At 73.7% G+C, this 22,855-nt stretch carries 23 protein-coding genes and 1 pseudogene; 11 read left to right on the top strand and 13 right to left on the bottom strand.

From position 1 onward, the window contains the following. Positions 1-119: 119 nt before the first annotated feature. Positions 120-341, bottom strand: a complete 222-nt coding sequence (locus V5O46_RS28500; RefSeq protein ID WP_332887594.1) for a hypothetical protein — start codon at positions 339-341, stop codon at positions 120-122. 19 nt (positions 342-360) lie between these two features. Then, positions 361-1,599, bottom strand: a complete 1,239-nt coding sequence (locus V5O46_RS28495) for an inorganic phosphate transporter (RefSeq protein WP_332887593.1) — start codon at positions 1,597-1,599, stop codon at positions 361-363. Between the two features lie 319 nt (positions 1,600-1,918). Here V5O46_RS28495 and V5O46_RS28490 point away from each other — a divergent pair, with 319 nt between their 5' ends. The 3 genes from V5O46_RS28490 to V5O46_RS28480 all read left to right on the top strand — a co-directional run bounded on the left by V5O46_RS28490 (position 1,919) and on the right by V5O46_RS28480 (position 5,852). Further along, positions 1,919-2,590, top strand: coding sequence for a class II aldolase/adducin family protein (locus tag V5O46_RS28490; protein ID WP_332887592.1), 672 nt, complete (start codon positions 1,919-1,921; stop codon positions 2,588-2,590). A gap of 471 nt (positions 2,591-3,061) precedes the next feature. After that, positions 3,062-4,192, top strand: coding sequence for an alpha/beta hydrolase (locus tag V5O46_RS28485; protein WP_332887591.1), 1,131 nt, complete (start codon positions 3,062-3,064; stop codon positions 4,190-4,192). Between the two features lie 259 nt (positions 4,193-4,451). Continuing rightward, positions 4,452-5,852 (top strand): hypothetical protein, encoded by a 1,401-nt coding sequence (locus tag V5O46_RS28480; RefSeq protein ID WP_332887590.1) that lies wholly within the window; start codon positions 4,452-4,454, stop codon positions 5,850-5,852. A 45-nt stretch (positions 5,853-5,897) separates the two neighbouring features. Here the strand turns inward: V5O46_RS28480 and V5O46_RS28475 are convergent, their stop codons facing one another. Next, complete coding sequence (locus V5O46_RS28475; RefSeq protein WP_332887589.1) at positions 5,898-6,311, bottom strand: VOC family protein; 414 nt, start codon at positions 6,309-6,311, stop codon at positions 5,898-5,900. Positions 6,312-6,542: 231 nt separating this feature from the next. Here V5O46_RS28475 and V5O46_RS28470 point away from each other — a divergent pair, with 231 nt between their 5' ends. From V5O46_RS28470 to V5O46_RS28460, 3 genes are all read left to right on the top strand, one after another. Then, a complete protein-coding gene (locus tag V5O46_RS28470; protein ID WP_332887588.1) occupies positions 6,543-8,141 on the top strand; it encodes an ABC-F family ATP-binding cassette domain-containing protein in 1,599 nt (532 codons plus the stop codon). Between the two features lie 334 nt (positions 8,142-8,475). Further along, complete coding sequence (locus V5O46_RS28465; RefSeq protein WP_332887587.1) at positions 8,476-8,697, top strand: helix-turn-helix domain-containing protein; 222 nt, start codon at positions 8,476-8,478, stop codon at positions 8,695-8,697. Positions 8,698-8,844: 147 nt separating this feature from the next. Further along, positions 8,845-9,636, top strand: coding sequence for an enoyl-CoA hydratase/isomerase family protein (locus tag V5O46_RS28460; protein WP_332887586.1), 792 nt, complete (start codon positions 8,845-8,847; stop codon positions 9,634-9,636). Positions 9,637-9,723: 87 nt separating this feature from the next. Here V5O46_RS28460 and V5O46_RS28455 read toward each other — a convergent pair. Next, positions 9,724-9,984 (bottom strand): annotated as a pseudogene (locus tag V5O46_RS28455) (transposase); the annotation flags it as partial. Positions 9,985-10,137: 153 nt separating this feature from the next. Further along, positions 10,138-10,857, bottom strand: a complete 720-nt coding sequence (locus V5O46_RS28450) for a nucleopolyhedrovirus P10 family protein (protein ID WP_332887585.1) — start codon at positions 10,855-10,857, stop codon at positions 10,138-10,140. Positions 10,858-10,944: 87 nt separating this feature from the next. Between V5O46_RS28450 and V5O46_RS28445 the strand changes: the two genes are divergently transcribed. The 5 genes from V5O46_RS28445 to amaP are packed head-to-tail and all read left to right on the top strand — an operon-like array spanning position 10,945 to position 13,289. After that, complete coding sequence (locus V5O46_RS28445; RefSeq protein WP_332887584.1) at positions 10,945-11,430, top strand: Asp23/Gls24 family envelope stress response protein; 486 nt, start codon at positions 10,945-10,947, stop codon at positions 11,428-11,430. A gap of 47 nt (positions 11,431-11,477) precedes the next feature. After that, positions 11,478-11,663, top strand: coding sequence for a hypothetical protein (locus V5O46_RS28440; RefSeq protein ID WP_332887583.1), 186 nt, complete (start codon positions 11,478-11,480; stop codon positions 11,661-11,663). Further along, positions 11,660-12,049, top strand: coding sequence for a hypothetical protein (locus V5O46_RS28435; RefSeq protein ID WP_332887582.1), 390 nt, complete (start codon positions 11,660-11,662; stop codon positions 12,047-12,049). The genes V5O46_RS28440 and V5O46_RS28435 overlap by 4 nt, the downstream gene beginning before the upstream one ends. Next, a complete protein-coding gene (locus tag V5O46_RS28430; protein WP_332887581.1) occupies positions 12,046-12,705 on the top strand; it encodes a DUF6286 domain-containing protein in 660 nt (219 codons plus the stop codon). The genes V5O46_RS28435 and V5O46_RS28430 overlap by 4 nt, the downstream gene beginning before the upstream one ends. Then, positions 12,702-13,289 carry an alkaline shock response membrane anchor protein AmaP gene (gene amaP, locus V5O46_RS28425; protein ID WP_332887580.1) on the top strand — a complete coding sequence of 196 codons (588 nt, stop codon included), beginning with the start codon at positions 12,702-12,704 and terminating at the stop codon, positions 13,287-13,289. The genes V5O46_RS28430 and amaP overlap by 4 nt, the downstream gene beginning before the upstream one ends. Positions 13,290-13,311: 22 nt before the next feature. Here the strand turns inward: amaP and V5O46_RS28420 are convergent, their stop codons facing one another. The 8 genes from V5O46_RS28420 to V5O46_RS28385 all read right to left on the bottom strand — a co-directional run bounded on the left by V5O46_RS28420 (position 13,312) and on the right by V5O46_RS28385 (position 22,627). After that, positions 13,312-14,067 (bottom strand): SDR family oxidoreductase, encoded by a 756-nt coding sequence (locus V5O46_RS28420; protein WP_332887579.1) that lies wholly within the window; start codon positions 14,065-14,067, stop codon positions 13,312-13,314. Between the two features lie 4 nt (positions 14,068-14,071). Further along, positions 14,072-15,841 carry a glycoside hydrolase family 15 protein gene (locus V5O46_RS28415; protein ID WP_332887596.1) on the bottom strand — a complete coding sequence of 590 codons (1,770 nt, stop codon included), beginning with the start codon at positions 15,839-15,841 and terminating at the stop codon, positions 14,072-14,074. Between the two features lie 121 nt (positions 15,842-15,962). Continuing rightward, positions 15,963-16,817, bottom strand: coding sequence for an SURF1 family cytochrome oxidase biogenesis protein (locus V5O46_RS28410; protein WP_332887578.1), 855 nt, complete (start codon positions 16,815-16,817; stop codon positions 15,963-15,965). Between the two features lie 48 nt (positions 16,818-16,865). Further along, positions 16,866-17,099: a hypothetical protein gene (locus tag V5O46_RS28405; protein WP_078957636.1), complete on the bottom strand. Its 234-nt coding sequence runs from the start codon at positions 17,097-17,099 to the stop codon at positions 16,866-16,868. Between the two features lie 92 nt (positions 17,100-17,191). Further along, positions 17,192-18,178, bottom strand: a complete 987-nt coding sequence (locus V5O46_RS28400; RefSeq protein ID WP_332887577.1) for a DEDDh family exonuclease — start codon at positions 18,176-18,178, stop codon at positions 17,192-17,194. A 106-nt stretch (positions 18,179-18,284) separates the two neighbouring features. Next, the gene (locus tag V5O46_RS28395; RefSeq protein WP_332887576.1) at positions 18,285-19,313 is read right to left on the bottom strand and encodes a CopD family protein; all 1,029 of its coding nucleotides are present in this window, start codon (positions 19,311-19,313) and stop codon (positions 18,285-18,287) included. Positions 19,314-19,517: 204 nt separating this feature from the next. Continuing rightward, positions 19,518-21,044, bottom strand: coding sequence for a S8 family peptidase (locus V5O46_RS28390; RefSeq protein ID WP_332887575.1), 1,527 nt, complete (start codon positions 21,042-21,044; stop codon positions 19,518-19,520). 50 nt (positions 21,045-21,094) lie between these two features. Further along, entirely contained in the window at positions 21,095-22,627 is a 1,533-nt protein-coding gene (locus tag V5O46_RS28385; protein WP_332887574.1) for a S8 family serine peptidase, read from the bottom strand. Positions 22,628-22,855 lie beyond the last annotated feature (228 nt).

The raw sequence follows: 22,855 nt of genomic DNA, 5'->3' as shown, positions 1-22,855 counted from the left end.
CCCCCCCCCCCCCCCCCCCCCCCCCCCCCCCCCCCCCCCCCCCCCCCCCCCCCCCCCCCCCCCCCCCCCCCCGGGGGGGGGGGGGGGGGGTGCGTGTGGCGGCCGGGTGTGCGGCCGGCTCAGGCGACGATCAGATAGATCCCGTACGCCACCGCTGCCGCGCAGGCCGCGAAGCAGGCGTAGGCGCCGGTGACCGCGAGGGCCGCGCCGCCGCCCTGTGCGGCGGCCCGCTCGCGCCGGGCCAGGCCGGAGATGCCGAGGGTGAACAGGCCCACCAGGGCCACGGTGGCCACGAGGCTGACCCCGAAGACGGAGCCCAGGGCTGCCCAGTCGATCTTCATGTGCTTCTCTCCTGCGGGCTCAGACGGTGCTGGTCGACGGGGTCTTGGCGTCCGGGGCGCCGGCCTGGGCCGGGATGGTCACCCCGTGCTCCCCGGCGGTGGGCGGCGGCGTCACTGCGGCCATCGCGGTGGTCACCACGCCGGCCTCGGCCGGCTCCTCGTCGTTGACGTTGGTGTGGTCGACCACCTCGCGCCGGGAGATCTTCCAGATCGCGGCGCTGGAGACGACGAGGAAGACCGCGACGAGCCCCGTGCCCCAGTCACCGAGACCGGTGACCCACTCCGCGACGGCGGCGACCAGTGCGGCGGCCGGAAGGGTCAGGCCCCAGGCGACGAACATCCGGGTGGCGGTGGACCAGCGGACCACGCCGCCCTTGCGGCCCAGGCCCGCGCCCATCACCGCGCCGGAGACGGAGTGCGTGGTGGAGAGGGAGAAGCCGAGGTGGGAGGAGGCCAGGATGACCGTGGCGGCGCTGGTCTGCGCGGCGAAGCCCTGCTGCGGCTGAAGATCGGTCAGGCCCTTGCCCATGGTGCGGATGATGCGCCAGCCGCCGAGGTAGGTGCCGAGTGCGATGGCGACGCCCGCGGAGACGATGACCCACATGGGCGGGTCGGAGTCGGGGGCCAGGGTGCCGCCGGCGACCAGGGCGAGGGTGATGATGCCCATCGTCTTCTGGGCGTCGTTGGTGCCGTGGGCGAGCGAGACCAGACCCGCGGAGGCGATCTGCCCGGCGCGGTAGCCCTTCGCCGCGGACTCGGTGCCGTCGGACTTCCTGCCCAGCCGGTACGTCATCCGGGCGCCGATCATCGCGGCGATGCCCGCCACCAGCGGGGCGGCGAGCGCCGGGATCAGGACCTTGGTGACGAGCGCGTCGCCGTGGACCGCGCCGAGGCCGGCCGAGGCGACGGTGGCGCCGATCAGACCGCCCATGAGGGCGTGCGAGGAGCTGGAGGGGAGGCCGACCAGCCAGGTCAGCAGGTTCCAGAGGATCGCGCCGACCAGGGCGGCGAAGATGACCTCGGGGCGGATGCCGGCCTCGTCGACGAGACCCTTGGAGATGGTGTTGGCGACTTCCACCGAGAGGAAGGCACCGACCAGGTTCAGGACGGCGGACATGGCCACCGCGACCTTGGGCCTCAGGGCGCCCGTGGAAATGGTCGTGGCCATCGCATTCGCGGTGTCGTGGAAACCGTTCGTGAAATCGAACGCGAGTGCGGTTACCACCACAATCGCGAGGATCAGCGAGAAGCTTTCCATTTACCCAGGCAATCGTTCGAGGTCATCGGCCGGACGAACGTAGGTAACCTTGGTGAACGGAAGGTGAACTGAGAGGGGCTTCACGGTGTCCGGGGGCGAGTTGTCGCCACGGCCACCGTCCGGGCTCCCGGCGGGGGTTCGCTCCGTCCCGCCGGGTTCCGCCGGAATCCCGGGCTCGGGCGCCCTGGGCGAGGCCCTCCGGCCGCGCCGCCGGCCCGCCGAAGAGATCCTGGTCACCCTTCGCCTGCCGGTGCCCTCCTCGTCGTCGTAGTCTCGCGCCACGAGGCGGCGCACGGGCGCCCCGGGAGGAGGCACGGTGGTGACGGAGCCGCGGACGCGACAGGTGCGCGAGGACGAGGCCCACGCCTGGGAGGCACTCGTGGCCACCGCCCGGCGGACGGTGGCGGACGGCCTGGTGGTCGGCACGTCCGGCAATGTCTCGGTCCGCGTCGGGGACACCGTCCTGGTCACCCCGTCGGGCGTGCCCTACGACCGGCTCACGCCGGACGACGTCACCGGCGTCGGCCTCGACGGGCGGCAGGTCCTCGGCACCGCGGCCCCGACCAGCGAACTGCCCATGCATCTCGCGGTGTACCGCAGCACCGGCGCCCGCGCCGTCGTCCACACCCACGCCGTGCACGCCACGGCCGTCTCCACCCTCGTCGCGGAGCTGCCGCTGATCCACTACATGGCCGCGGCGCTCGGCGGGCCCGTCCGGGTCGCCCCGTACGCCACCTACGGCACGGACGAACTGGCCGAGAACGTGCTCCGGGCCCTCGACGACCGCTCCGGCTGCCTCCTGCAGAACCACGGCACCCTCACCCACGGTGCCACCCTCGACCAGGCCTACGACCGAACCGCCCAGCTCGAGTGGATGTGCCGTCTCTGGCTGACCGCCTCCTCCGTCCCCGGCCGCACCCCCTCCCTCCTGACCCCCGCCCAACTCACCGAGACGACCGCCCGCCTGACCACCTACGGCCAACCCGCCTGACCCTCCCCGGAGCCGCGTTCACGCGCGCTCCCCGGCCGGGAGGTGCCACGCCCGCCCCGGCCGCGGGCAGTCGTTCCTCTTCCAGTGCCCGAGCGGCCTGCTGGGAGGTACCCCCGGGGCGGCACGGGCGGGCGGTACCCCGCCGGCGCCGGGCTGGGCACTCCGTGGCCGGCCTCGCCGTGGGTCGCCGGCGTCGGGGGTGTCCCCGGCCGTGGAGTGCCGTGCTTGCCTGCCGGTCGCGGATGGTGGTGGCCCCGGGCGGCGCGGGCGGGCGCGGGCGGGCGGTACCGGGCGGTACCCCGCCGGCGCCGGGGCCGCGTACCCCGCCGCCGGCCCCGCCCACGGCCGCGGCGTCGCGGGTGACCACGGCACCGGCGTCTCCCGGCGATGCGACTCCGCCGGGAGACGGCCTCGTCACCCGCCCGCCCCGCCCACTGGCCCCCCACCCCGCCCGCCGGGACACTGGACCCCGTGCGCACTGTCACCGCGACGGCCGCCGCCGTCACCGCAGCCCTGGCAGCCGGCGCCGCCGCCAGCGTCGCCGCCGGCCGACTCGCCAGCGACGCCGCGCTCAAGGCGCCGCCCGGCCGCCCCCTGCCCACCGAACCCCGGCTCACCGTCCACGGCACCGCCGCCGGTCGGATCACCCTCACCCGGGACCTGGCCACCCTGCGCCCCGGACGCTACGGCCTTGCCGGCGACGGCACCCACGCGGTCGTCGGCGGCGTGCTGCCCGGCGCCGCGCACCCCGTCGACACCGTCGTCCGCCGCCTCGAACGCGTGACGCACGGCACCCTCCAGGCCGGCGACAAGGCATGGCTCACCCCGAACCTCTACGTCGGCAGCCCCCGCACCGCCCTCGGCCTGGACCACACCGACGTCGAGATCCCGGGCGAGCTCGGCGACCTCCCCGCCTGGTTCGTCCCCGGCGCCCGCGGCACCTGGGTGATCGCCGTGCACGGCCTGGCCACGACCCGCGAGCACGCCATGAACCTCATGGCGCTGCTGAACGGCCTCCACTTCCCCGTGCTCGCCCTCGCCTACCGCGGCGACCCCGGCGCGCCCCGGCCCCCCGACGGCCTGCACCACTTCGGCGAGACGGAATGGCTCGACCTGGACGCCGCCCTCCGCTACGCCGTCGGCCGCGGCGCCCGCCGGGTCGTCCTGCTCGGCTGGTCCACCGGCGCCACCATGGCGCTGCGCGCCGCCGCCCGCTCCGGGGTCCGCGACACCATCGCCGGGCTCGTCCTGGACTCCCCGGTGCTCAGCTGGGAGACGACCCTGCGCGCCCTGGCCGCGGCCCGCCGCACCCCCGGCGCCCTGCTGCCCCTCGCGGTCCGCGCCGCCCAGGGCCGCACGGGCCTGCACGCCGACCGTGCCGACGGCGGTGCCGGGCACGGCCGACTCGCCGTCCCGGCCCTCGTCTTCCACGGACCGGGCGACCGGGTGGCACCCTGGCAGTTCTCCCGCCGGTTCGCCGCCGCCCACCCCCGTCTGGTCAGCCTCCACACCGTCCAGCACGCCCCGCACGCCGCCATGTGGAACGCGGGTCCGGACCCCTACGAAGAGGCCCTGCGCCGCTTCCTCACCCCGCTGATGTGAACCTGCGGAGCCGACCGCCGCGTCAACCTGTCGCCCCGGACTGCCCTGCCGGGGCGACATCCCCGGACGCACCGGGCCACAGCCCGGCCCCGGCTCTTCTCTTCGCCCCTTCCCTCCTCTTCGTCCTTTCCGTCCGGCGCCGCGGACTTGGCCTGTTCCCGCCCGGCGAGGGCCCTCGCGGCCCCCGCGCCGGCCGTCCCCGTCGCCCCTCGTGACATTCCGTTTGGGTTTTCGGACCGTCAACCGGAAGACTGCCCCTGTGACGTCCCGTATCCCGCGCGACTCCAGGCTTCGACTCGTCCGCCCGCGACCCCTGGCCGCCGCCCCCAGAGCGATGAACCAGCGGCGCCCACGCCGCCCCGCCCCGCGCCCTCCGGAGGGCACGCCGGCCCGCCCGCAGCTGGCCGGAATGGCGCGCTCCGGTCTGGCCGACGCCGTTCGCGTCGCCCGCTGGGCCGATGCCGCCCTCGGCCCGGGCAGTGACTTCGGGACCGCCGACGGAAAGGCCACCCTCTCCGACGCGACCGCCGAACGCGCCGGGCGGGAACTGGGCCTGACCACCGCTCAGATCCGGACCGACTGGGACACCGCCCGCCTCGCCGGACTGGTCGAGGTGCACGGCGACCGCGCGCGCCCCGGCTGGCGGCTGCGCGCCTGGGACCGGGACGACAGCGCAGTGCTGCGCGGCTGGGTCGCCCTCTTCGACGCCTGGTCCCTCGCCCACCCCGAGCCGGCCGGCCATGAGCCCGCCGCCGTGGCCGAGGTCGTCACGGCGATGCCGCAGGTGCTCTCCTTCCTTCAGCTCTCCGCCGGGCCCGTCCCCGTGGCCCAGCTCCTGGATCTGCTGCAGCAGCGGGTCACCGAGCTGCGCACCGAGCGCTGTGAGGTCCCCTACGGCCCCCGCCCCGAGCCCGCCCCGCAGCAGCCGTGCGACGACGCTTCCCTCGCGCCGCTGCTCGACTGGGCCCTGCACGCCCTGGCCGGAGTCGGTGCCCTCACCTGCGCCGACGGCCAGGCCACGCTCACCCCGCTGGGCAGCTGGGCGGTCTGGGTCAAGCTCGAGCAGATCTGCGTCGCCGCGCAGAGCCCCGCCGGGAACATCGAGCGGTCCGCCGAGGACATGCTCCGCGGCTGTGCCCAGCTCCGCCCCAACGCCGCCCGCGCCGAGTACCGCGCCTGGCTCGCCGCCCGCCCCGTCGGCAGCGCCGTTACCGAACTGCTCACCGCCGCCCGCGGTGCGGACGCCCTGCTGCGCGGACTGGCCTTCGAGGCGCTGCGCGTCGTCGGAGCCCCCGCCGAGCCGGATGTCCGGGCCGTGCTCGACGAGCCGACCCTCCGGCCGTACGCCCTGCTGTGGCTGGCCGAGCACGAGGGCACCGACCCGGAGGACGCCCACGAGGCGCTCACCCGCCATGAGGCCACCTGGCTGTGGGTGGACACCGCCGCCGCTGTCGCCGACCACGGCGAGGCCCCGCTGCTCGTCCGCCATCTGGAGTCCGCCGTGCAGCCCACCGTCCCGGCGCTGCTGGAGGAGGTGCGGGCCGTCGGGCACCCGCGCACCGTGCAGGTCCTGGTGGCGCTCGCCGCCGCGCACCCCGACCCCGCGCTGGCCAGAGCCGTGCGCCGGGCCGCGTTCCAGGTGCACACGGGAGGCAGCTGAGGCACTCGGGGGTGCTCCGGGTACCTCCCGGCGGCCGTCGGCGGCTCAGCCGCCTATCGCCGGGGAGTATGTGCCGAAGCTCCAGATATTGCCCTCGAGATCGCGGGCCATGTAGTCCCGTGAGCCGTAGTCCTGGTCCGTCGGGGGCATCAGGATCTCCACGCCGTGCTCCACGGCCCGCCGGTGGTGGGCGTCGACGTCGTCCAGCACGACGTACACCCCGGTCGGGCCGGCTCCCTTCATCAGCTCGTCGAAGCGGCTGCCGGTGCCCTTGGAGCCGAGCATCACCGCGCCGTTGCCCAGCGCGAGCTCGGCGTGGGCCACCTTGCCGTCCTCGCTCTCGTACACCGCCAGCTCGGTGAAGCCGAAGGCCTCCCTGAGCTGGCGGATCGCCGCCTTGGCGTCCGTGTACAGCAGCGTCGGACACGTGCTCGGACGCGCACCGTCCGTGCCGGCCATGCCGATCACTCCCTCGTGATCCGGTCACTCCCTGGTGAGGCGGAACGTCCTGGATTCCGCGCTTGCCGCCAGTCTTGCACCCGCCACTGACATCGGCCCGCGAGACCGCACCCGGAAAAGGGCTTGCACAGCACCGTTAGACTGGCCCCATGGCCATTCTCCTCGCGCACTAGACGGCGGGTACGACCTCAGCCGCCCATCCCGCCACCCCACCCGCCCTGGAGTCTGTCCGTGATCTCCGCTTCCGGCATCGAGCTGCGCGCCGGTGCCCGCGTCCTCATCGAGAGCGCCACCTTCCGTATCGCCAAGGGCGACCGCATCGGCCTGGTCGGCCGCAACGGCGCGGGGAAGACCACTCTCACCAAGTGCCTCGCCGGCCAGGGCATCCCCGCCGGCGGCACCATCACCCGCTCCGGAGAGGTCGGCTACCTCCCGCAGGACCCCCGCACCGGCGACCTCGAGGTACTCGCCCGCGACCGCGTGCTCTCCGCGCGCGGCCTCGACGTGCTGATCCGCAAGATGCGCGAGAACGAACAGCGCATCGCCACCGGCAAGGGCGCCACCCGGGAGAAGGCGCTCAAGCAGTACGAGCGCCAGGAGACGGAGTTCCTCACCAAGGGCGGGTACGCCGCCGAGGCCGAGGCCGCCACCATCGCCGCCGCGCTCAACCTGCCCGACCGGGTGCTCAGCCAGCCCCTGCACACGCTCTCCGGCGGTCAGCGACGCCGTATCGAGCTGGCCCGCATCCTGTTCTCCGACGCGGACACGCTGCTGCTGGACGAGCCGACGAACCATCTCGACGCCGACTCGATCATCTGGCTGCGCGACTACCTCAAGACCTACCGCGGCGGCTTCGTGGTGATCTCGCACGACGTCGATCTGGTCGAGACGGTCGTCAACAAGGTGTTCTACCTGGACGCCAACCGGGCCCAGATCGACATCTACAACATGGGCTGGAAGCTCTACCAGCAGCAGCGGGAGGCCGACGAGAAGCGCCGCAAGCGCGAGCGGGCCAACGCCGAGAAGAAGGCCGCGGCCCTCAACTCCCAGGCGGACAAGATGCGCGCCAAGGCCACCAAGACGGTCGCCGCGCAGAACATGGCCCGCCGCGCGGAGAAGCTGCTGTCCGGCCTGGAGGAGGTGCGGCAGCAGGACAAGGTGGCCAAGCTCCGCTTCCCCGAGCCGGCGCCCTGCGGCAAGACCCCGCTGACGGCCGAGGGACTGTCGAAGTCGTACGGCTCCCTGGAGATCTTCACCGACGTCGACCTGGCCATCGACAAGGGCTCCCGGGTCGTCATCCTCGGTCTCAACGGCGCGGGCAAGACCACCCTGCTGCGCCTGCTCGCCGGCGTCGAGCAGCCCGACACCGGCGGCGTGGTCCCCGGCCACGGCCTCAAGCTGGGCTACTACGCCCAGGAGCACGAGACCCTCGACCCCGAGCGGACTGTGCTGGAGAACATGCGCTCCGCCGCGCCCGACATGGACCTGGTGGAGGTCCGCAAGGTGCTGGGCTCGTTCCTGTTCTCCGGCGACGACGTCGACAAGCCCGCCGGGGTCCTCTCCGGTGGTGAGAAGACCCGGCTCGCCCTGGCCACCCTGGTGGTCTCCTCGGCCAACGTCCTGCTGCTGGACGAGCCGACCAACAACCTCGACCCGGCCAGCCGTGAGGAGATCCTCGGCGCGCTGCGCACCTACAAGGGTGCGGTCGTCCTGGTCACCCACGACGAGGGCGCCGTCGACGCGCTCCAGCCGGAGCGGATCATCCTGCTCCCGGACGGCGTGGAGGACCTGTGGGGCGCCGACTACGCGGACCTCGTCGCCCTCGCTTGATCGAATGGATGATCCACTGGGTATGGATCATTCGGCCGATCAGTGATCCACCATCTGCGTGAGATCTCCTCGTACCGAGGTGTGTCCTACATCGATGTCGCGGCCGGGCCCCCTTGCCTCTGGGGCCGGCCGCGACACCTTTCTGACCTGGAACTTCGCCGGCCGACCCGTTCGGCGGAACCGCCTCGACATATTGGAATCAGGGATTCCGCATGTGCGGACCGGCTCCTGTCGTCACAACCTTGTCTCACCGACCTTGCCGAATGGGTGGCCATCCGGCCCGGGAGGGGTGATCATGAGAGGACCAGAGCGCACTTCCCATGAGGAGGCACGGGTGGCCGAGACTCTGAAGAAGGGCAGCCGGGTGACCGGCGCCGCGCGCGAAAAGCTCGCGGCAGACCTGAAGAAGAAGTACGACGGCGGTGCGAGCATCCGGGCGTTGGCCGAGGAGACCGGCCGCTCGTATGGCTTCGTCCACCGAATGCTGAGCGAGTCGGGTGTGGTGCTCCGCGGTCGCGGCGGAGCGACCCGGGGCAAGAAGGCCACCTCGGCCTGAGCCCGGGCTGGTCATCGTCTTCGGTGGTGACCACCCGGTCGGCCGTCCGACCGGCCGGGTGGTTACTGTGCAGTCACTTAGGAGTGTTCCGTACGGCAATGCGTCCGGTACGGCGCACATGCTGACCGCACCCATCGGAGGCACCCCATGGCCACGCTCGACCCGGTTCTCGACAAGGACGGCGTACGACTCACCGTCGACGAGGCGATCGCCACGGTGACGCTCACCAACCCGGCCAGGCGCAACGCGCAGAGCCCCGCTCTGTGGCGGGCGCTGGCCGAGGCGGGTAAGGCGCTGCCGGGCTCCGTCCGCGCGGTCGTGCTGCGTGCCGAGGGCAAGTCGTTCTCGGCCGGACTCGACCGGCAGGCGTTCGCGCCCGAGGGTTTCGAAGACGAGCCGTCGTTCCTCGACCTGGCGCGCGGCAGCGACGCCGAGCTCGACGCGACCATCGCCGAGTACCAGGAGGCGTTCACCTGGTGGCGGCGCAGCGACATCGTCTCCGTCGCCGCCGTCCAGGGGCACGCGATCGGAGCGGGCTTCCAGCTCGCCCTCGCCTGTGATCTGCGGGTCGTCGCCGACGACGCGCAGTTCGCCATGCGCGAGACCAGCCTCGGACTCGTCCCCGACCTGACCGGCACCCATCCGCTGGTCGGGCTGGTCGGGTACGCCCGCGCGCTGGAGATCTGCGTGACCGGGCGGTTCGTCCAGGCCGAGGAGGCCGTCAGCACGGGCCTGGCCAGTCTCGCCGTGCCCGCCGACCAGCTCGACGGCGCGGTGCGGGACCTGACGGCGGCGATCCTCGCCGCGCCTCGTGACGCCGTGATCGAGACCAAGGCGCTGCTCCAGGGGGCGCTGGACCGCGACTACGAGTCCCAGCGCGCTGCCGAGCGCGCCGCCCAGGCCCGTCGGCTGCGCGACCTGGCCGGGCTCGGCGAGTAGCCCGACCCCGGCGGGTAGCCCGACCCCGGCGGGCCGGGCTCGCATCGTGCCGGGGCCGCCGTCAGCCGGAGCCCCGTGGGCGCTGTGCGCCGTGCGCCGTGCGCCGTGCGCCGTGCGTGCCGGTATCCGGTCGGCGGGGAAGCTCCTCTTCATGCGGACCGGCACGATGGTGTGCAGGGCGTTGTCGGCCGCGCGGTCGCCGCCGCGGTTGAGGCGGTGGCGGTTGGTGCGGCCGGAGGAGGCCGGGACCGGGGCGGCCCCGCAGAGGTGGGCGAAGGACGCTTCCGAGCGGAGCCGGTCGGGGTTGTCGCCCGCGCCGGTCAGCAGCCGGCCGGCGGTCTCCGGTCCCGGCCCGGCCGGACAGGACCGCGGTCGCGGCCCCGTAGGCGTCGATGCGGTCGGACTTGCCGTTGCCCCGCCTCGCCTTGCGGTCCGGCCGGTCCACCTCGATGCGCCGGTCGGTCGAAGAGCCAGACCTCCGGGCGATGCCATGGTCGATCCTCACCGCCAGTCGACGGCGGTCACCAGAACCGCGACCGACGGGTGGTCCGGCAGCGCGTCCCGTACCGCCGTGCGGATCCTGCGGGCCACCTCCACCGCCCGCCGGTCCGCGCTCACCGCGCACTCCAAGCGGGCGTGCCGGTGCGGCAGGGAGGCGCCGTGGGACCGCTCCGCGAGGGTGACCGGCCGGCCCAGTGTGCCCGTCAGCCGGGTCACACCCGGCACGGCGAGCGCGGCGTCGGCCGCCCGGCCCTCGTCGCCGTCGCCGTGCTCCGGGGCCGTCCTGGCCTCCGGATGCCGTACCGGCGCCGGCCCGGCATCCGTGTCGAGCAGCGCCGTCACCCGGAGATCCACGTCCGACACCGCCAGGCCGAGCCGCTGATCCGCGGCCTCGGCCAGCGTCGCGCGCAGCCGGGCCGCGGTCTCCGGCAGCGGCGCGGACACCGTCGCGGCGAGCTCGGCCGAGACCCGGAGTGCACAGGGTGGCAGGGCGCTCGGCGGCGGCGGTACGACGGGGTCGTGCGCCTCCCGCGGATCCGCGGGCCCGATGCGCAGACCGTCCACCCGTGCGCCCGCCACCCCCACCACCGCGGCCAGCAGCACCTCCCGCGCCGCCCGTTCCGCGATCCACGCGCCGTCCCCCGGGCCGCCCAACGGCAGCAACCTGCCGAGCCTCAGCTGTTCCCGCACCCCTTGTGTCCACCGGTCAGCCGTCGTCATTGCTCCAGCCTGCCGCATCCCCGGCGCGCGAGGGCGTATCCGCCCTTACGGTGGTCGCAGGACGACGACCGAAAGGGACGTACGGCGATGAGCGAGGCGACGGAGCGCACCCGGTCCGGGCAGGACACCACGGAGGGCGCCGGACTGGCCAAGGGACACACCGGACGGCGCGGCGGCCAGGACCCCGGCACCCGGGGACGGACCACCATCGCCGACGGCGTGGTGGAGAAGATCACCGGAATGGCGGCTCGCGACGTCGTCGGCGTGCACGCGATGGGCAGCGGGCTCTCCCGCACCTTCGGGGCCGTGCGGGACCGGGTCCCCGGCGGGGCCAGGTCGGTGACACGCGGGGTGAAGGCCGAGGTCGGCGAGAAGCAGACCGCCCTCGACCTGGAGATCGTCGTCGACTACGGCGTGTCGATCTCCGATGTCGCCCGCGATGTGCGGGAGAACGTGGTCGCGGCGGTGGAGCGGATGACCGGCCTGGAGGTCGTCGAGGTCAACATCGCGGTGAGCGACGTGAAGCTGCCCGACGAGGAGGACGAGGAGGAGCCGGAGCCCAGGATCAAGTGACCCCGTCGGCGCGGAACAAGCGGAACGCGGAACAAGGAGTGCGCAGCATGAACATGGCCGTGGTCGGCCTGATCGCCGGAATGGCCCTGGGCTTCGCCGGCTACTTCGGCGGATTCGGCGCCTTCCTGCTGGTGGCAGCCCTGGGAGCGGTCGGTTTCGTCGTCGGCCGGTTCCTGGAGGGGGACCTGGAGCTCGGTGACTTCTTCCGCAGCCGTGACAGCCGTCGGCGGTGACCGGGGTGAGCGGTGCGGGCGATGAGCCCCGCGCACCCCTGAGCGTCGTCCCGCCGGGCGAGCGCGGCGCGACGCGGATCGCCGACCGGGTCGTGGCCAAGGTGGCGGCACAGGCGGCGCGCGAGGCGGTGGGTCGGCTGCCGCCGGACGCCGCCCGCCCGCACGCGACCGTGATCGTGCGCCACGACGCCGCCCGCATCCGCGTCCACCTCGAACTCGACTACCCCTGCGACATCGGCGCCCGCTGCGGCCGGGTACGCCACCGGGTCGTCCAGCGGGTCGGTGCGCTGACGGGCATGACGGTGCCGGAGGTCGGCGTCCAGGTGGAGCGGCTGCATCTGACCGCGGAGCACGGTGCCGCCGCCGTACCGGGGAGGACCGGATGAGCGGACCCCAGGAGGCCGGCGACACCCGGCGGCTGCCGGTGCTGGAGAACGACACCACCGGTACCCGGGGCGCGCCCCCGCCGGTACCCGGCGGGGGCGCGCGCGAGAACGGCCGGGCCGGCCGCTTCTGGTCGCCCCGCCGGATTCCCGCGGGCGTGGTCGCCCTGCTGCTCGTGGCCGTCGCGGGAGCCTTCCTGTACGACGTCGCCGCGGTGCGTGCAGGCCGGTCCGCGCTCGCCTGGCGCCGGGAGCTCGCCGACCAGCTCGCCGCACGCCCCCTCGACGACACCTGGGTCCTGGTCGGAGCGTGCGTCGCCACCGTCCTGGGCCTCTGGCTGCTGCTGCTGGCCCTCACCCCCGGTCTGCGCCGGCTGCTGCCCATGCGGCGCACCCGTGAGGACGTACGGGCCGGGCTGCACCGCGACGCCGCCGCCACGGTGCTGCGCGACCGCGCCATGGAGGTCGCCGGGGTGCAGTCGGTGCGGGTGCGGCTGCGCCGCAGACGGGCCGATGTCCGTGCCGTGTCGCACTTCCGCGAGCTGGACGAGGTACGCACCGACCTGGACACCGCGCTGGCCGACGCGGTGGCGGGCCTCGGGCTGGCCCGCCCGCCCGCACTCGCCGTACGGGTGGCCCGGCCGGGACGGAAGGGGTGATCGCGGTGCTCGGCACCGTCAACCGTGTGCTGCTCGGGCTCGTGGGCCTGGTGCTGTTCGTCGTCGGCGGCTCGGTGCTGGCCGTCGGCCTCGGCGCGCCGGCGCCCTCCTGGTGGATCCACGACGGGCGCGACGACGTCCTGCTCAGCGACGCCGAGCGGACCCGGTGGCGGGACTCCGGCTGGTGGTGGCCGGTCGTGATCGCCGTCCTCGCCGTTCTGCTGGTGCTCGCCCTGTGGTGGCTGGCCGCCGTGCTGCGCCGCCGCCGGCTCGCCGAGGTGCTGGTCGACACCGGCGACGGCGAGGGCGCGGCGGTGCGGGGACGGGCCCTGGAGGCGGTCCTCGCCGAGCAGGCGGCCCGGCTCGACGGCGTGGACCGGGCCCAGGTCCTGCTCGTCGGACGGCGGCAGGCCCCGCGGGCCCGGGTACGGCTCCGGCTCGAACCGCACATCGACCCGGGGGCCGCCCTGGACGACCTCGACACCCGGGCCCTCGGCCACGCCCGCGCCGCCACCGGCCTCGAGGCCCTGCCGGCGGAGGTCCGCCTCAGCGGCGTCAAGCACCGGGCGGAACGGGTCGGCTGACCCGCCGGCGCGACCTGGTGGGCTAGAACCCGCGCCGTCCCCCTCCGTCCACCGGCACCATGACGCCCGTCAGATACGACGCGGCCGGGGACAGCAGGAACGCGGCCGCGCGGCCGAACTCGTCCGGGGTGCCGTAGCGGCGCAGCGGGATGCGGGCCTCGGCCTCCGCGCGGGTCGCCTCCGGGTCGGCCGACCGGCCGTCCAGCTCGCGCACCCGGTCGGTGTCGATGCGGCCCGGCAGCAGGCCGACCACCCGGATGCCGCGCGGGCCCAGCTCGTCGGCGAGGGACTTGGCGAAACCGGCCAGCCCGGGGCGCAGCCCGTTGGAGATGGTCAGTCCCGGGATCGGCTCGTGCACCGATCCGGACAGCACAAAGCCGATGACGCCGCCCTCCGCCAGCTCGGCGGCCGCCGTCCGGGCCAGCCGCACCGCACCGAGGAACACGGACTCGAACGCCGTCTGCCACTGGTCGTCGGTGTTGTCGGCGACGAAGCCGGGTGGCGGCCCGCCCACGCTGATCAGCATGCCGTCGAGCCGGCCGAACCGCTCGCGGGCGGTGGTGACCAGCCGTTCGGCGGCCCGCGGGTCGGCGTTGTCGGCGCTCACCCCGACCGCCTCCGGGCCGAGCGCGGAGGCCGTGTCCACGGCGCTCTTCTCGTCCCGGCCGGTCACGACCACCTTCGCCCCGTCGGCCACCAGCTCGCGTGCGGCGGCGTTGCCCAGGCCACGGGTGGCCCCGGTGACGACGTACACGCGGTCCTTCAGTCCAAGATCCATGGGCCTATCCTGCCCCCTCCTCCCCGAACAGAGCGAGGGCGGTGTGCACCAGGCCGATATGGCTGAACGCCTGCGGGACGTTGCCGAGCTGGCGGCCCGCCACCGGGTCGTACTCCTCGGACAGCAGACCCACGTCGTTGGCGAGTCCCACCAGACGCTCGAACAGCCGGCGGGCCTCCTTGGTCCGGCCCGCCATGTGCAGCGCGTCCGCGAGCCAGAACGAGCACACCACGAACGTGCCCTCGTCGCCCGGCAGCCCGTCGACGCCGTCCCGCGTGCTGTAGCGGTGCACGAGGCCGTCGCTGGTCAGCTCCCGGGCGATCGCGTCGATGGTGCCCAGGACGCGTGGATCGTCCGGGGGCAGGAAGCCGACCCTGGGGATGAACAGCAGCGCGGCGTCCAGCTCGCGCGAGCCGTAGTACTGCGTGAAGGTGTTGCGCCGAGGGTCGTAGCCCTTCTCGCACACCTCGCGGTGCACCTCGTCGCGCAGCGCGCGCCAGCCCTGAAGATCACCGCCGAGCTCCGGGTGATCCTCCAGGGTGCGCACGGCCCGGTCGGCGGCCACCCACACCATCACCTTCGAGTGCACGAAGTGGCGGCGCCCGCCGCGCACCTCCCACAGACCCTCGTCCGGCTCCCGCCACGCCGTGCGCAGGAACTCCAGCAGGGCGCGCTGCAGCTCCCACATCTGCGGCCGGGGCGGCATCCCCGCCCTCCGGGCCAGCGAGATGGTGTCCATGACCTCGCCGTACACGTCCAGCTGGACCTGGTCGACGGCATCGTTGCCGATCCGTACGGGACGGGATCCGCCGAACCCGGCCAGCCAGGGCAGCTCGTACTCCGGCAGTCGGCGCTCGCCCGCCACCCCGTACATGATCTGCAGGTCGGCCGGGCTGCCCGCGACCGCGCGCAGCAGCCAGTCGCGCCAGGCCTCGGCCTCGTCCAGGTATCCGGCGGCCAGCAGGGCGGCCAGGGTGAGGGTGGAGTCGCGGAGCCAGCAGTAGCGGTAGTCCCAGTTGCGCACCCCGCCCGGTTCCTCGGGCAGCGAGGTGGTGGCGGCGGCCACGATGCCGCCGGTCGGCCGGTAGGTGAGGGCCTTCAGCGTGATCAGCGAGCGGACGACCGCGTCCCGGTACGGACCGTCGTAGCGGCAGTGGCCGACCCAGGCACGCCAGTCGGCGACGCTGTGGTCCAGTGCCTCGTACGGGTCGATCGGCGGCGGCGTCGGTTCGTGCGAGGGGTGCCAGGTCAGGACGAACGCGACCCTCTCGCCGGCGCCCACGGTGAACTCGGCGTGCGTCCCGAAGTCCTCGCCCCAGGTGGGTACCAGGGGCTCGCTGCGCAGCCACGCCGAGTCCGGTCCGGCGACCGCGACCCGCAGACCGTCGGCCTGGTGCACCCACGGGACGATCGCGCCGTAGTCGAAGCGCAGCTTGAGCACGCTGTGCACGGTCACCTCGCCGCGCAGCCCCTCCACGATGCGGACCAGGTCCGGGGCGCGGTCGCGCTGCGGCATGAAGTCGGTGACCCGCACCGCGCCGTCACCGGTCTCCCACTCGGTGTCCAGGACCAGCGTGTCGCGGCGGTAGGCGCGCCGGGTGCAGCGACCGGCGCCCCTGGGGGCGATGCGCCAGTGGCCGTTGCCCTCGTCGCCCAGCAGTCTGGCGAAGCAGGCGGCCGAGTCGAACCTGGGCAGACACAGCCAGTCCACCGAGCCGTCCATGCCGATCAGGGCCGCGGTCTGCTCGTCCCCGACGAGCGCGTAGTCCTCGATACGGGGGTCCTGGGGCCGGGTGTCCTGGGGCCGGGTGTCCTGGGTGCGGGGGTCCTGGGTACGGGGGTGCACGGGATCCGTTTTCCCGGCGGGGGACGGAGCAATCGCGCCGGGCGGCCGGTTACCCCGTCCGCACCGTGCCCGCTTCCGCCTCCGTGCTCCGGCCCCCTGCCGCGTCCCCGGTGCCGTCCGTGGTGTCGTCGCCCGTCCCCGTCCCGGTCCCGGCCCGCTCCGCCCGGTCCCGGGCCTCGCGGCGGGCCAGGAAGAACCAGCCGACCGGGACGGCCGCGGCGAACAGCCACCACTGGATGGCGTACGCGTAGTTCAGCGCCGCGTTCTCGTCGCCCGGCCTGCCGATCGGCTCCGGGGTGGCGGCCTCCGGCTCAGGTGCCGTCAGCACGAGGTAGCCGCCGAGCACCGGGGCGCCCAGGCGCTCCGCCTGCTGCTCGCTGTTGATCAGCATGATCTGCCGCTCCGGCAGGCCCTCGCGGTCCTTGATGCCGCTCGACCCGGTCGTCTCGTCGGGCATCATCCGGCCGGTGACGGTGATCTTCCCGCCCGGCGGGGCGGGGATCTCGGGGAACGCGGTCTGGCTGGGGCCGTCCGCGGGGATCCAGCCCCGGTTGACCAGCAGGACCCTGCCGTCGTCGAGGACGAAGGGGGTCAGCACGTGGTATCCGACCTTGTCGTCGGAGTTGGTGCGGAGCCGGACGACCACCTCGTCGGCGGTGTCGAAGCGGCCGGTCGCGGTCACGCTGCGGTACCGCTCGTCGCGGGTGACGGTGTGACCGGGCGAGGTCAGCCGCTCCACGGGCACCGGATCGGCGTTCAGGGCGGCGGCGACCAGGTCGTTCCGGGCGGTGCGCTGCCCGTAGCGGTCCATCTGCCAGATGCCCAGCCTGATCATCGTGGGGATGAGGAGGAGAGCGACCAGCGTGAGGATCACCCACTGCCGGGACAACAGGAAGCGGTACACCCCACGACGGTACAACTCGCGCGCAGGGTGTTCGCACGGGGGTGCGGGTCAGACGCGGTCGACGATCCCCGCCTTTCCCTCGGCGCGGGCGCAGTGGGCGCCGCAGTACCAGTGGCCCTCGACCTCCACGCCCTGGCCGATGATCTGGACCCGGCAGTGCTCGCAGATGGGGGCCATGCGGTGGATCGCACAGGAGAAGCAGTCGAAGACATGCACCGCACCCTGCGCGTGCACCTCGAAGGTCATGCCGTAGTTGTTGCCGCAGACTTCACATGTCGCCATGCGCCACAGGGTGAGCCGTCGCCGCGGCCGCGGGCGAGCGGGTGCCGGGCGAGTCGCCCGGCAATCACCCGTCCGCACCGGTGGGGTGCCGTTCAGTCGTCCGCCGGTTCGACGTCTCTGAGCAGTTGTCCGAACGCCGCCTCGTCCAGCACCGGAGTGCCGTACTGCCGGGCCTTGACCACCTTCGACGTGCCGGAGTCCGGGTCGTTGGTGACCAGCAGGCTGGTCAGCCGGGACAGACTGGTCGACACGTGCAGCCCGGCCTCGGCCGCGCGGTCCTCCAGCAGCTCGCGGTCGATGGAGGTGTCACCCGAGAAGGCGACCCGCATGCCCTGTTTGAGGCGTTTGCCTTCTTCGTAGCGGCCCGGGTTGGGATGGGGGCATGCAGGCCTTTTGCGGGAGGGGCGCCAGCTGCCCGGCCGGTACCCGCCGTAGCCCGTCTGCCGGCCGATGCGCGGTGCGGGCCGGTCCACCCACTCGGTCAGCGGCCGGCACTCGTGCAGCGGCAGCCGGACCCCGCCCGCCGCCGCGGCCCGCAGACTCGGCCGGAACGCCTCCGCCAGCACGCGCGCGTCGTCCAGCGCGTGGTGCGCCCGCTGCTGGACGACGCCGAAGTGCGCGGCGAGCGACTCCAGCTTGTGGTTGGGCAGGGGCAGCGCCAGCTCCTTGGAGAGCGCGATGGTGCACAGGCGTTGCCGCACCGGCGCCTCGCGCTCGGCGCGCGCGTACTCGCGGGCGATCATCTGCCAGTCGAAGACGGCGTTGTGCGCGACCAGCACCCGCCCGTCGAGCCGGGCGGCGAACTCCTCGGCGATGTCCACGAAGAGCGGTGCTCCCTCGAGCGCCTCGCTCGTCAGACCGTGTATCCACACCGGGCCCGGATCCCGCTCCGGGTTGATCACCGTGTACCAGTGGTCCTCGACCTCACCACGGGCGTCCAGCCGGTAGACCGCCGCCGACACTATGCGGTCGTCGCGGGCCAGGCCGGTGGTCTCCACGTCAACGACCGCGTATCCCTGCGGATACGCGGCCGGCCACGCAGTGCGGGAGGACGCTGCGGTCGTGCGGTCTTCGAGCATGGTCACCGAGGATACGGGCCACGACTGACAGTCCCGTCCCGCAGGGGCCGTTCCCGCGCCAAGTGCCCCTCCGTGCGCCGGGGTTCCACCCGGCGCACGCCCGCCGTCACCACCGGATCGGCACCGGCAGCGCCGTCAGCAGACCCGACACCGCGACCACCGCGCCCAGGACGGCGACCTCCGCGCGCGCGGGCGAGCAGGCCGCCGGCGGGCCGGCCCGGCCCAGCCGGACCCGCGCCCGCAGCGCGAGGGCGGCGACGACCGCCACCAGCAGCACCTTGGCGAGCAGTACCCTGCCGTACGCCGTGGTCGTCAACTGCTCCACCACGGTCTCCGGCGGCATCCGGCGCAGCGAACTGCACACGCCGGTGGCGGTGATGGCGGCCAGCAAACCCGCCGCCACGCGCGCGTACCTGCCCAGCAGTGCCGCTCCCGCCTCGGTGCCGCGCCACTGCCGAACCGTCCGCAGGGCGTACAGCAGACCCCCCACCCACAGCGAGGCGCAGGTGAGGTGGACGAGCGTCAGCCCGGAGCCGAGCAGCGGGCTGTGCTCGTCCGGGGGATGGGCGCGCAGCGCCTCGGCGACCACCACGGCGGCCAGCGGCCACACTTGGGTGCGGGGCCGCCGGGAGACCGCACACAGTCCGGCCGCGAGGAACGCGTTGACCTCCAGCAGCGCGAGCTTGCCGTCACGGGTCGCGTACAGGCCGCCGACGTCGATCTCGGTGAGAGCGCCCGGCACCAGGTTTCCGGTGGCCACGACCGAGGCGAGGGCCAGCGCGGCGCCGCAGCCGGCGACCGCCGCGTGCGGGGACCAGCTGCGGGGCCGCTCCCCGGGAGCGCCGGGCAGCGACCTCGCCAGCCGGTCGACGAAGAGTTCGCCCAGCGGCACGCACAGCGCCGCGAACAGCACCGTGCGCAGCAGGGCGATGCCGCCGGTGCCGGGAGCGGCGGCCTCGCCGGTGCCGTGCAGCGCGGGGGAGGGGCCGAGCAGCGGTATCAGTGCCCCCAGCGCCACCAGCACCAGCACGGCCGCGGACCGGCCGAAGCCGGCGGGCCCCGGTCGTGGCTCCGGCTCCGGCTGCGGAGTCCGGCCGGAAGGGGTCGCCCGGGACGGGGGTCGTATCGGTGTCACTGCGAAATCTTCACCAGTTCCCCCCGGAACGGGCAAGCCCGGCAGGGCGACTGGCGGTCCGGCGTTCCGTCCCGGCCCGGTGTGTTCGCCGGCTCCGTGCCGGCTGCCGGACGGGAGACCGGGCCGGAAACACGCTCTCCCGGGTCACCGAATGACCCGGGAGAGCGCGCTGACGGGAGATGCCCGACGGTGCGCGGGACGGGACTACCTCGTGACCGCGTCCAGTGCGTCCGCCATGCCCCAGCCGTAGAAGCCGTTGCGGTTCTTCGGGCCCTCGCACACCGCGTCGGCCTTGCCGTCGCCGTCGATGTCGTACGGCTCGGTGCACGGCGTGGCGTCGGCCTGCAGATACAGCAGCGCCTTGACCAGGGCCGGGGGAGCGTACGGATGGGTCGACTTGATGAGCGCGGCGACGCCCGCGACGTGCGGCGCGGCCATCGACGTGCCGGCCATGTAGCCCCACTTGCCGCCGGGCAGCGGGCCCAGGATCAGTCCGCTGTTCGCGGGCGGCTCCGGCTTCTGGTACGCCGTCGCGTCACCGCCGGGGGCCGCGATGTCGACGACGCCGCGACCGTAGTTGGAGAACGACGACTTCAGGCCCTTCGCGCCGGTCGCCGCCACGGTGACGACGCCCGGCAGCTGGGTCGGCATGTCGTAGCACTCGGACGGGTCGATCACCCGGTCGGAGGGCGTGGAGTCGTTGGGCGAGACCGGGTCGGTGATCTCGTCGGCCGCGAGGTCGTAGTTCTCGTTGCCGGCCGCTGCGACGTTGACCGCGCCCTTGCGCTCGGCGTAGCGCGAGGCCCGGGAGACCGCCTCGACGAGCGCCTTCTGGTCCGGGTCGTTCCTGCAGTTGAAGTACCACGGGTCGGTGTAGTAGCTGTTGTTGGTCACGTCGACGCCGTGCTCGGCGGCCCACACGAACCCGCACACCACGGCCTCGGTGTAGAAGTAGCCGTCCGGGTTGGACACCTTGATGCCGGAGACCTTCACCCCGGGCGCGACACCCGTCATGCCGACGCCGTTCTTGGCGGCGGCGATCTCACCGGCCACATGGGTGCCGTGCGGGCTCTCCCCGGGGCCGGGCCGCCAGGCGCCCTCGCTGGTGTCCGGCTTGCCGGAGACACAGTTGACGGAGGCCTCGCGGTCGAAGTTGGGCGCGATGTCCGGGTGGGTGTCGTCCACGCCCGTGTCGATGACGGCGACGGTCACCCTGCTGCTGCCCAGCGACTTCTCGTGCGCCTTGTCCGCCTTGATGGCGGGCAGGTCCCACTGCAGCGACTGCAGCGGATCCTGGCCCTCGGTGGCCTCTGCGGCGGCGATCTCCTCGGCGCCGAGCACCCGGGGGGTGCCCACGTCGGTCGTGGCGGCCGACGGCAGCGGCGCGGTCCGGGTGGCGCCGGCCGACTGCACGCCCCGCACTGTGCGGACCGCCTCGGCGAAGTCCGGGGCCGAGGCGTGCACGACCACCACGCCGATCCGGTCGTACGACGTCACGATCGTGCCGCCGGCCTCGGCTATCGCCCGCCGCACCCGTTCGGAGGGACCGTGTCCGGGGCGGACGTTGACGACGTAGCTGAACGAGTCGGCGTCCGCCGTGGTGCCGGCTGTGGCGGCGGGCGCCTCGGCCGCCGCGGCCGGTGTGCCCGGCAGGAACGCGAGGGCCGTCAGCACGGCAAGGCCGGCCGGGATCGCGAGCGCGCGCCGGTGGCGTGCGTGGGGGGCTGTCATGGGCGAGGTCTCCAGTTCGTCCGAGATGGCGAGGATCCGGGCGGCGCGGGTCACTTCACCGCCCGCAGCGCGTTGACGATGCCGGACCCGTAGAAGCCGTTCACGCGCTTGCCGCCCTCGCACACCGCGTCCTGGACGCCGTCGCCGTCCTGGTCGTAGGAGGCCGGGCAGGCCGTGTCGTCCGCCTGCACCTTCAGCAGCAGCTGCAGCGTGGCGGGGGAGGCCCACGGATACTTCGACTTCAGCAGCGCGGCGACGCCCGCGGCGTGCGGCGCGGCCATCGAGGTGCCCTGCAGGAAGCCGTACTGGTTGTTCGGCATGGTGGACAGGATCCGGCCGTTCTTCGACGGTGTGTCCGGGATCTGGTAGCGGCGGTCGCCACCGGGCGCCGCCACATCGACGACACCCTTGCCGTACGTGGAGTAGTACGACTTGACGTTGTCCACACCCGTGGCGCTGACCGTGACGACGCCGGGCAGCTGGGTCGGCAGGTCGAAGCACTCGCTCGGGTCGATGGTCCGGGTCACCGGCGTGGAGTCGTCCGGGCTGGTGTCGTCGACGATGGCGTCGGAGGCCAGGTCGTGGTTGGAGTTGCCCGCCGAGGCCAGGTGCAGGGTGCCCTTGCGCTGGGCGTACAGCTGCGCCCGGTTGACCGCGTCGACGATGGCCCGCTGGTCCGGGTCGTCCATGCAGTTGTACAGCCACGGGTCGATGTAGTAGCTGTTGTTCGTGATCTCCACGCCGTGGTCGGCGGCGAACACGAACGCGCAGACCACGTTCTCCGGGTAGAAGAGGCCGTTGTCCGGGTCGCTCACCTTGATGCTGGACACCTTGACGCCGGGTGCGACACCGGCGACGCCGATGCCGTTGCGGGCGGCGGCGATCTCACCGGCCACATGGGTGCCGTGGTAGTCGTCGTCCGTGTAGGGCCGCCAGGCGCCCTCACGGGTGTCCGCAACGCCGCCGACGCAGTTCGCCGACTGCGACGCGGAGAAGTTCGGGGCGAGGTCCGGGTGGGTGTCGTCGACGCCGGTGTCGATCACGGCGACGGTCACCCTGCTGCTGCCCGGGTTGATCTTCGCGGCCCGGTCGGCGCCGATCGCGCGCAGGTCCCACTGGTCCGCCTCCAGCGGCTCGCTGCCGTCCGTGGCGGCGGAGGCCCGGGCGGTCCGTGCGGCCTGCTCCTTCGACAGCAGCTCCACGGCGCCCTCGTCCGTCGTCCCGGCCGCCGTCAGCGGCGCGGTGCGCGTCGCACCCGCCGACTGCACCCCGCGCGCGGTGCGTATCTGCTCGCCGAAGTCCGGGTTGGCCGAGTGGACGACGATCACACCGATCCGCTGGTACGTGACCACGACCTTGCCGCCGGCCGCCCATATCGCCCTCTTCACCGACGCGATCGTGCGACGGTCCGTCCGCGTGTTGACGACGTACGCCAGTTCCGGCGCGTCGGCGGCCTCGGCCGCGGGCTGGGTGCGCGGGGTGGCGGCCGACGCGGACGCCGGCAGGAACCCGAGCGAGAGGGTCAGCGACAGCGCGAGCGGAACGGCGAGGGCGAGCCGGCGTCTGGAAGGCAGATGAGCCATGGGATCTCCACATCATCCGGAAAACGAAACCGGCCCGAGACACAGGTGGTGCTCGGGCAGGTACATGACGGGTGGTGCAGGGTGAAGCTATCTCCCGAAGCCCCTGGCCAGCAATGACTTCCCGAAAGCTGACTTGGGAATGTGCACCGGGACTTGAACCGGTCCTCAGGAGCCGCCGTGTCGTTGGGCAGGGAAGCACGAGCAACACCGCCTCCCTGCGAGAAAGAC

This window comes from Streptomyces poriticola (assembly GCF_036689765.1).
In the GTDB taxonomy this organism is placed as follows: domain Bacteria; phylum Actinomycetota; class Actinomycetes; order Streptomycetales; family Streptomycetaceae; genus Streptomyces; species Streptomyces poriticola.
The sequence above is the reverse complement of the archived record's forward strand: the minus strand, read 5'-3'. Positions and strand labels throughout refer to the sequence as shown.

Coding starts and splice junctions, on each gene's coding strand:
- V5O46_RS28500 (WP_332887594.1), bottom strand. CDS start 341: ATGAAGATCGACTGGGCAGCCCTGGGCTCCGTCTTCGGGGTCAGCCTC.
- V5O46_RS28495 (WP_332887593.1), bottom strand. CDS start 1,599: ATGGAAAGCTTCTCGCTGATCCTCGCGATTGTGGTGGTAACCGCACTC.
- V5O46_RS28475 (WP_332887589.1), bottom strand. CDS start 6,311: ATGGCCGGCACGGACGGTGCGCGTCCGAGCACGTGTCCGACGCTGCTG.
- V5O46_RS28460 (WP_332887586.1), top strand. CDS start 8,845: ATGGCCACGCTCGACCCGGTTCTCGACAAGGACGGCGTACGACTCACC.
- V5O46_RS28450 (WP_332887585.1), bottom strand. CDS start 10,857: ATGACGACGGCTGACCGGTGGACACAAGGGGTGCGGGAACAGCTGAGG.
- V5O46_RS28445 (WP_332887584.1), top strand. CDS start 10,945: ATGAGCGAGGCGACGGAGCGCACCCGGTCCGGGCAGGACACCACGGAG.
- V5O46_RS28440 (WP_332887583.1), top strand. CDS start 11,478: ATGAACATGGCCGTGGTCGGCCTGATCGCCGGAATGGCCCTGGGCTTC.
- V5O46_RS28430 (WP_332887581.1), top strand. CDS start 12,046: ATGAGCGGACCCCAGGAGGCCGGCGACACCCGGCGGCTGCCGGTGCTG.
- V5O46_RS28420 (WP_332887579.1), bottom strand. CDS start 14,067: ATGGATCTTGGACTGAAGGACCGCGTGTACGTCGTCACCGGGGCCACC.
- V5O46_RS28405 (WP_078957636.1), bottom strand. CDS start 17,099: ATGGCGACATGTGAAGTCTGCGGCAACAACTACGGCATGACCTTCGAG.
- V5O46_RS28400 (WP_332887577.1), bottom strand. CDS start 18,178: ATGCTCGAAGACCGCACGACCGCAGCGTCCTCCCGCACTGCGTGGCCG.
- V5O46_RS28390 (WP_332887575.1), bottom strand. CDS start 21,044: ATGACAGCCCCCCACGCACGCCACCGGCGCGCGCTCGCGATCCCGGCC.
- V5O46_RS28385 (WP_332887574.1), bottom strand. CDS start 22,627: ATGGCTCATCTGCCTTCCAGACGCCGGCTCGCCCTCGCCGTTCCGCTC.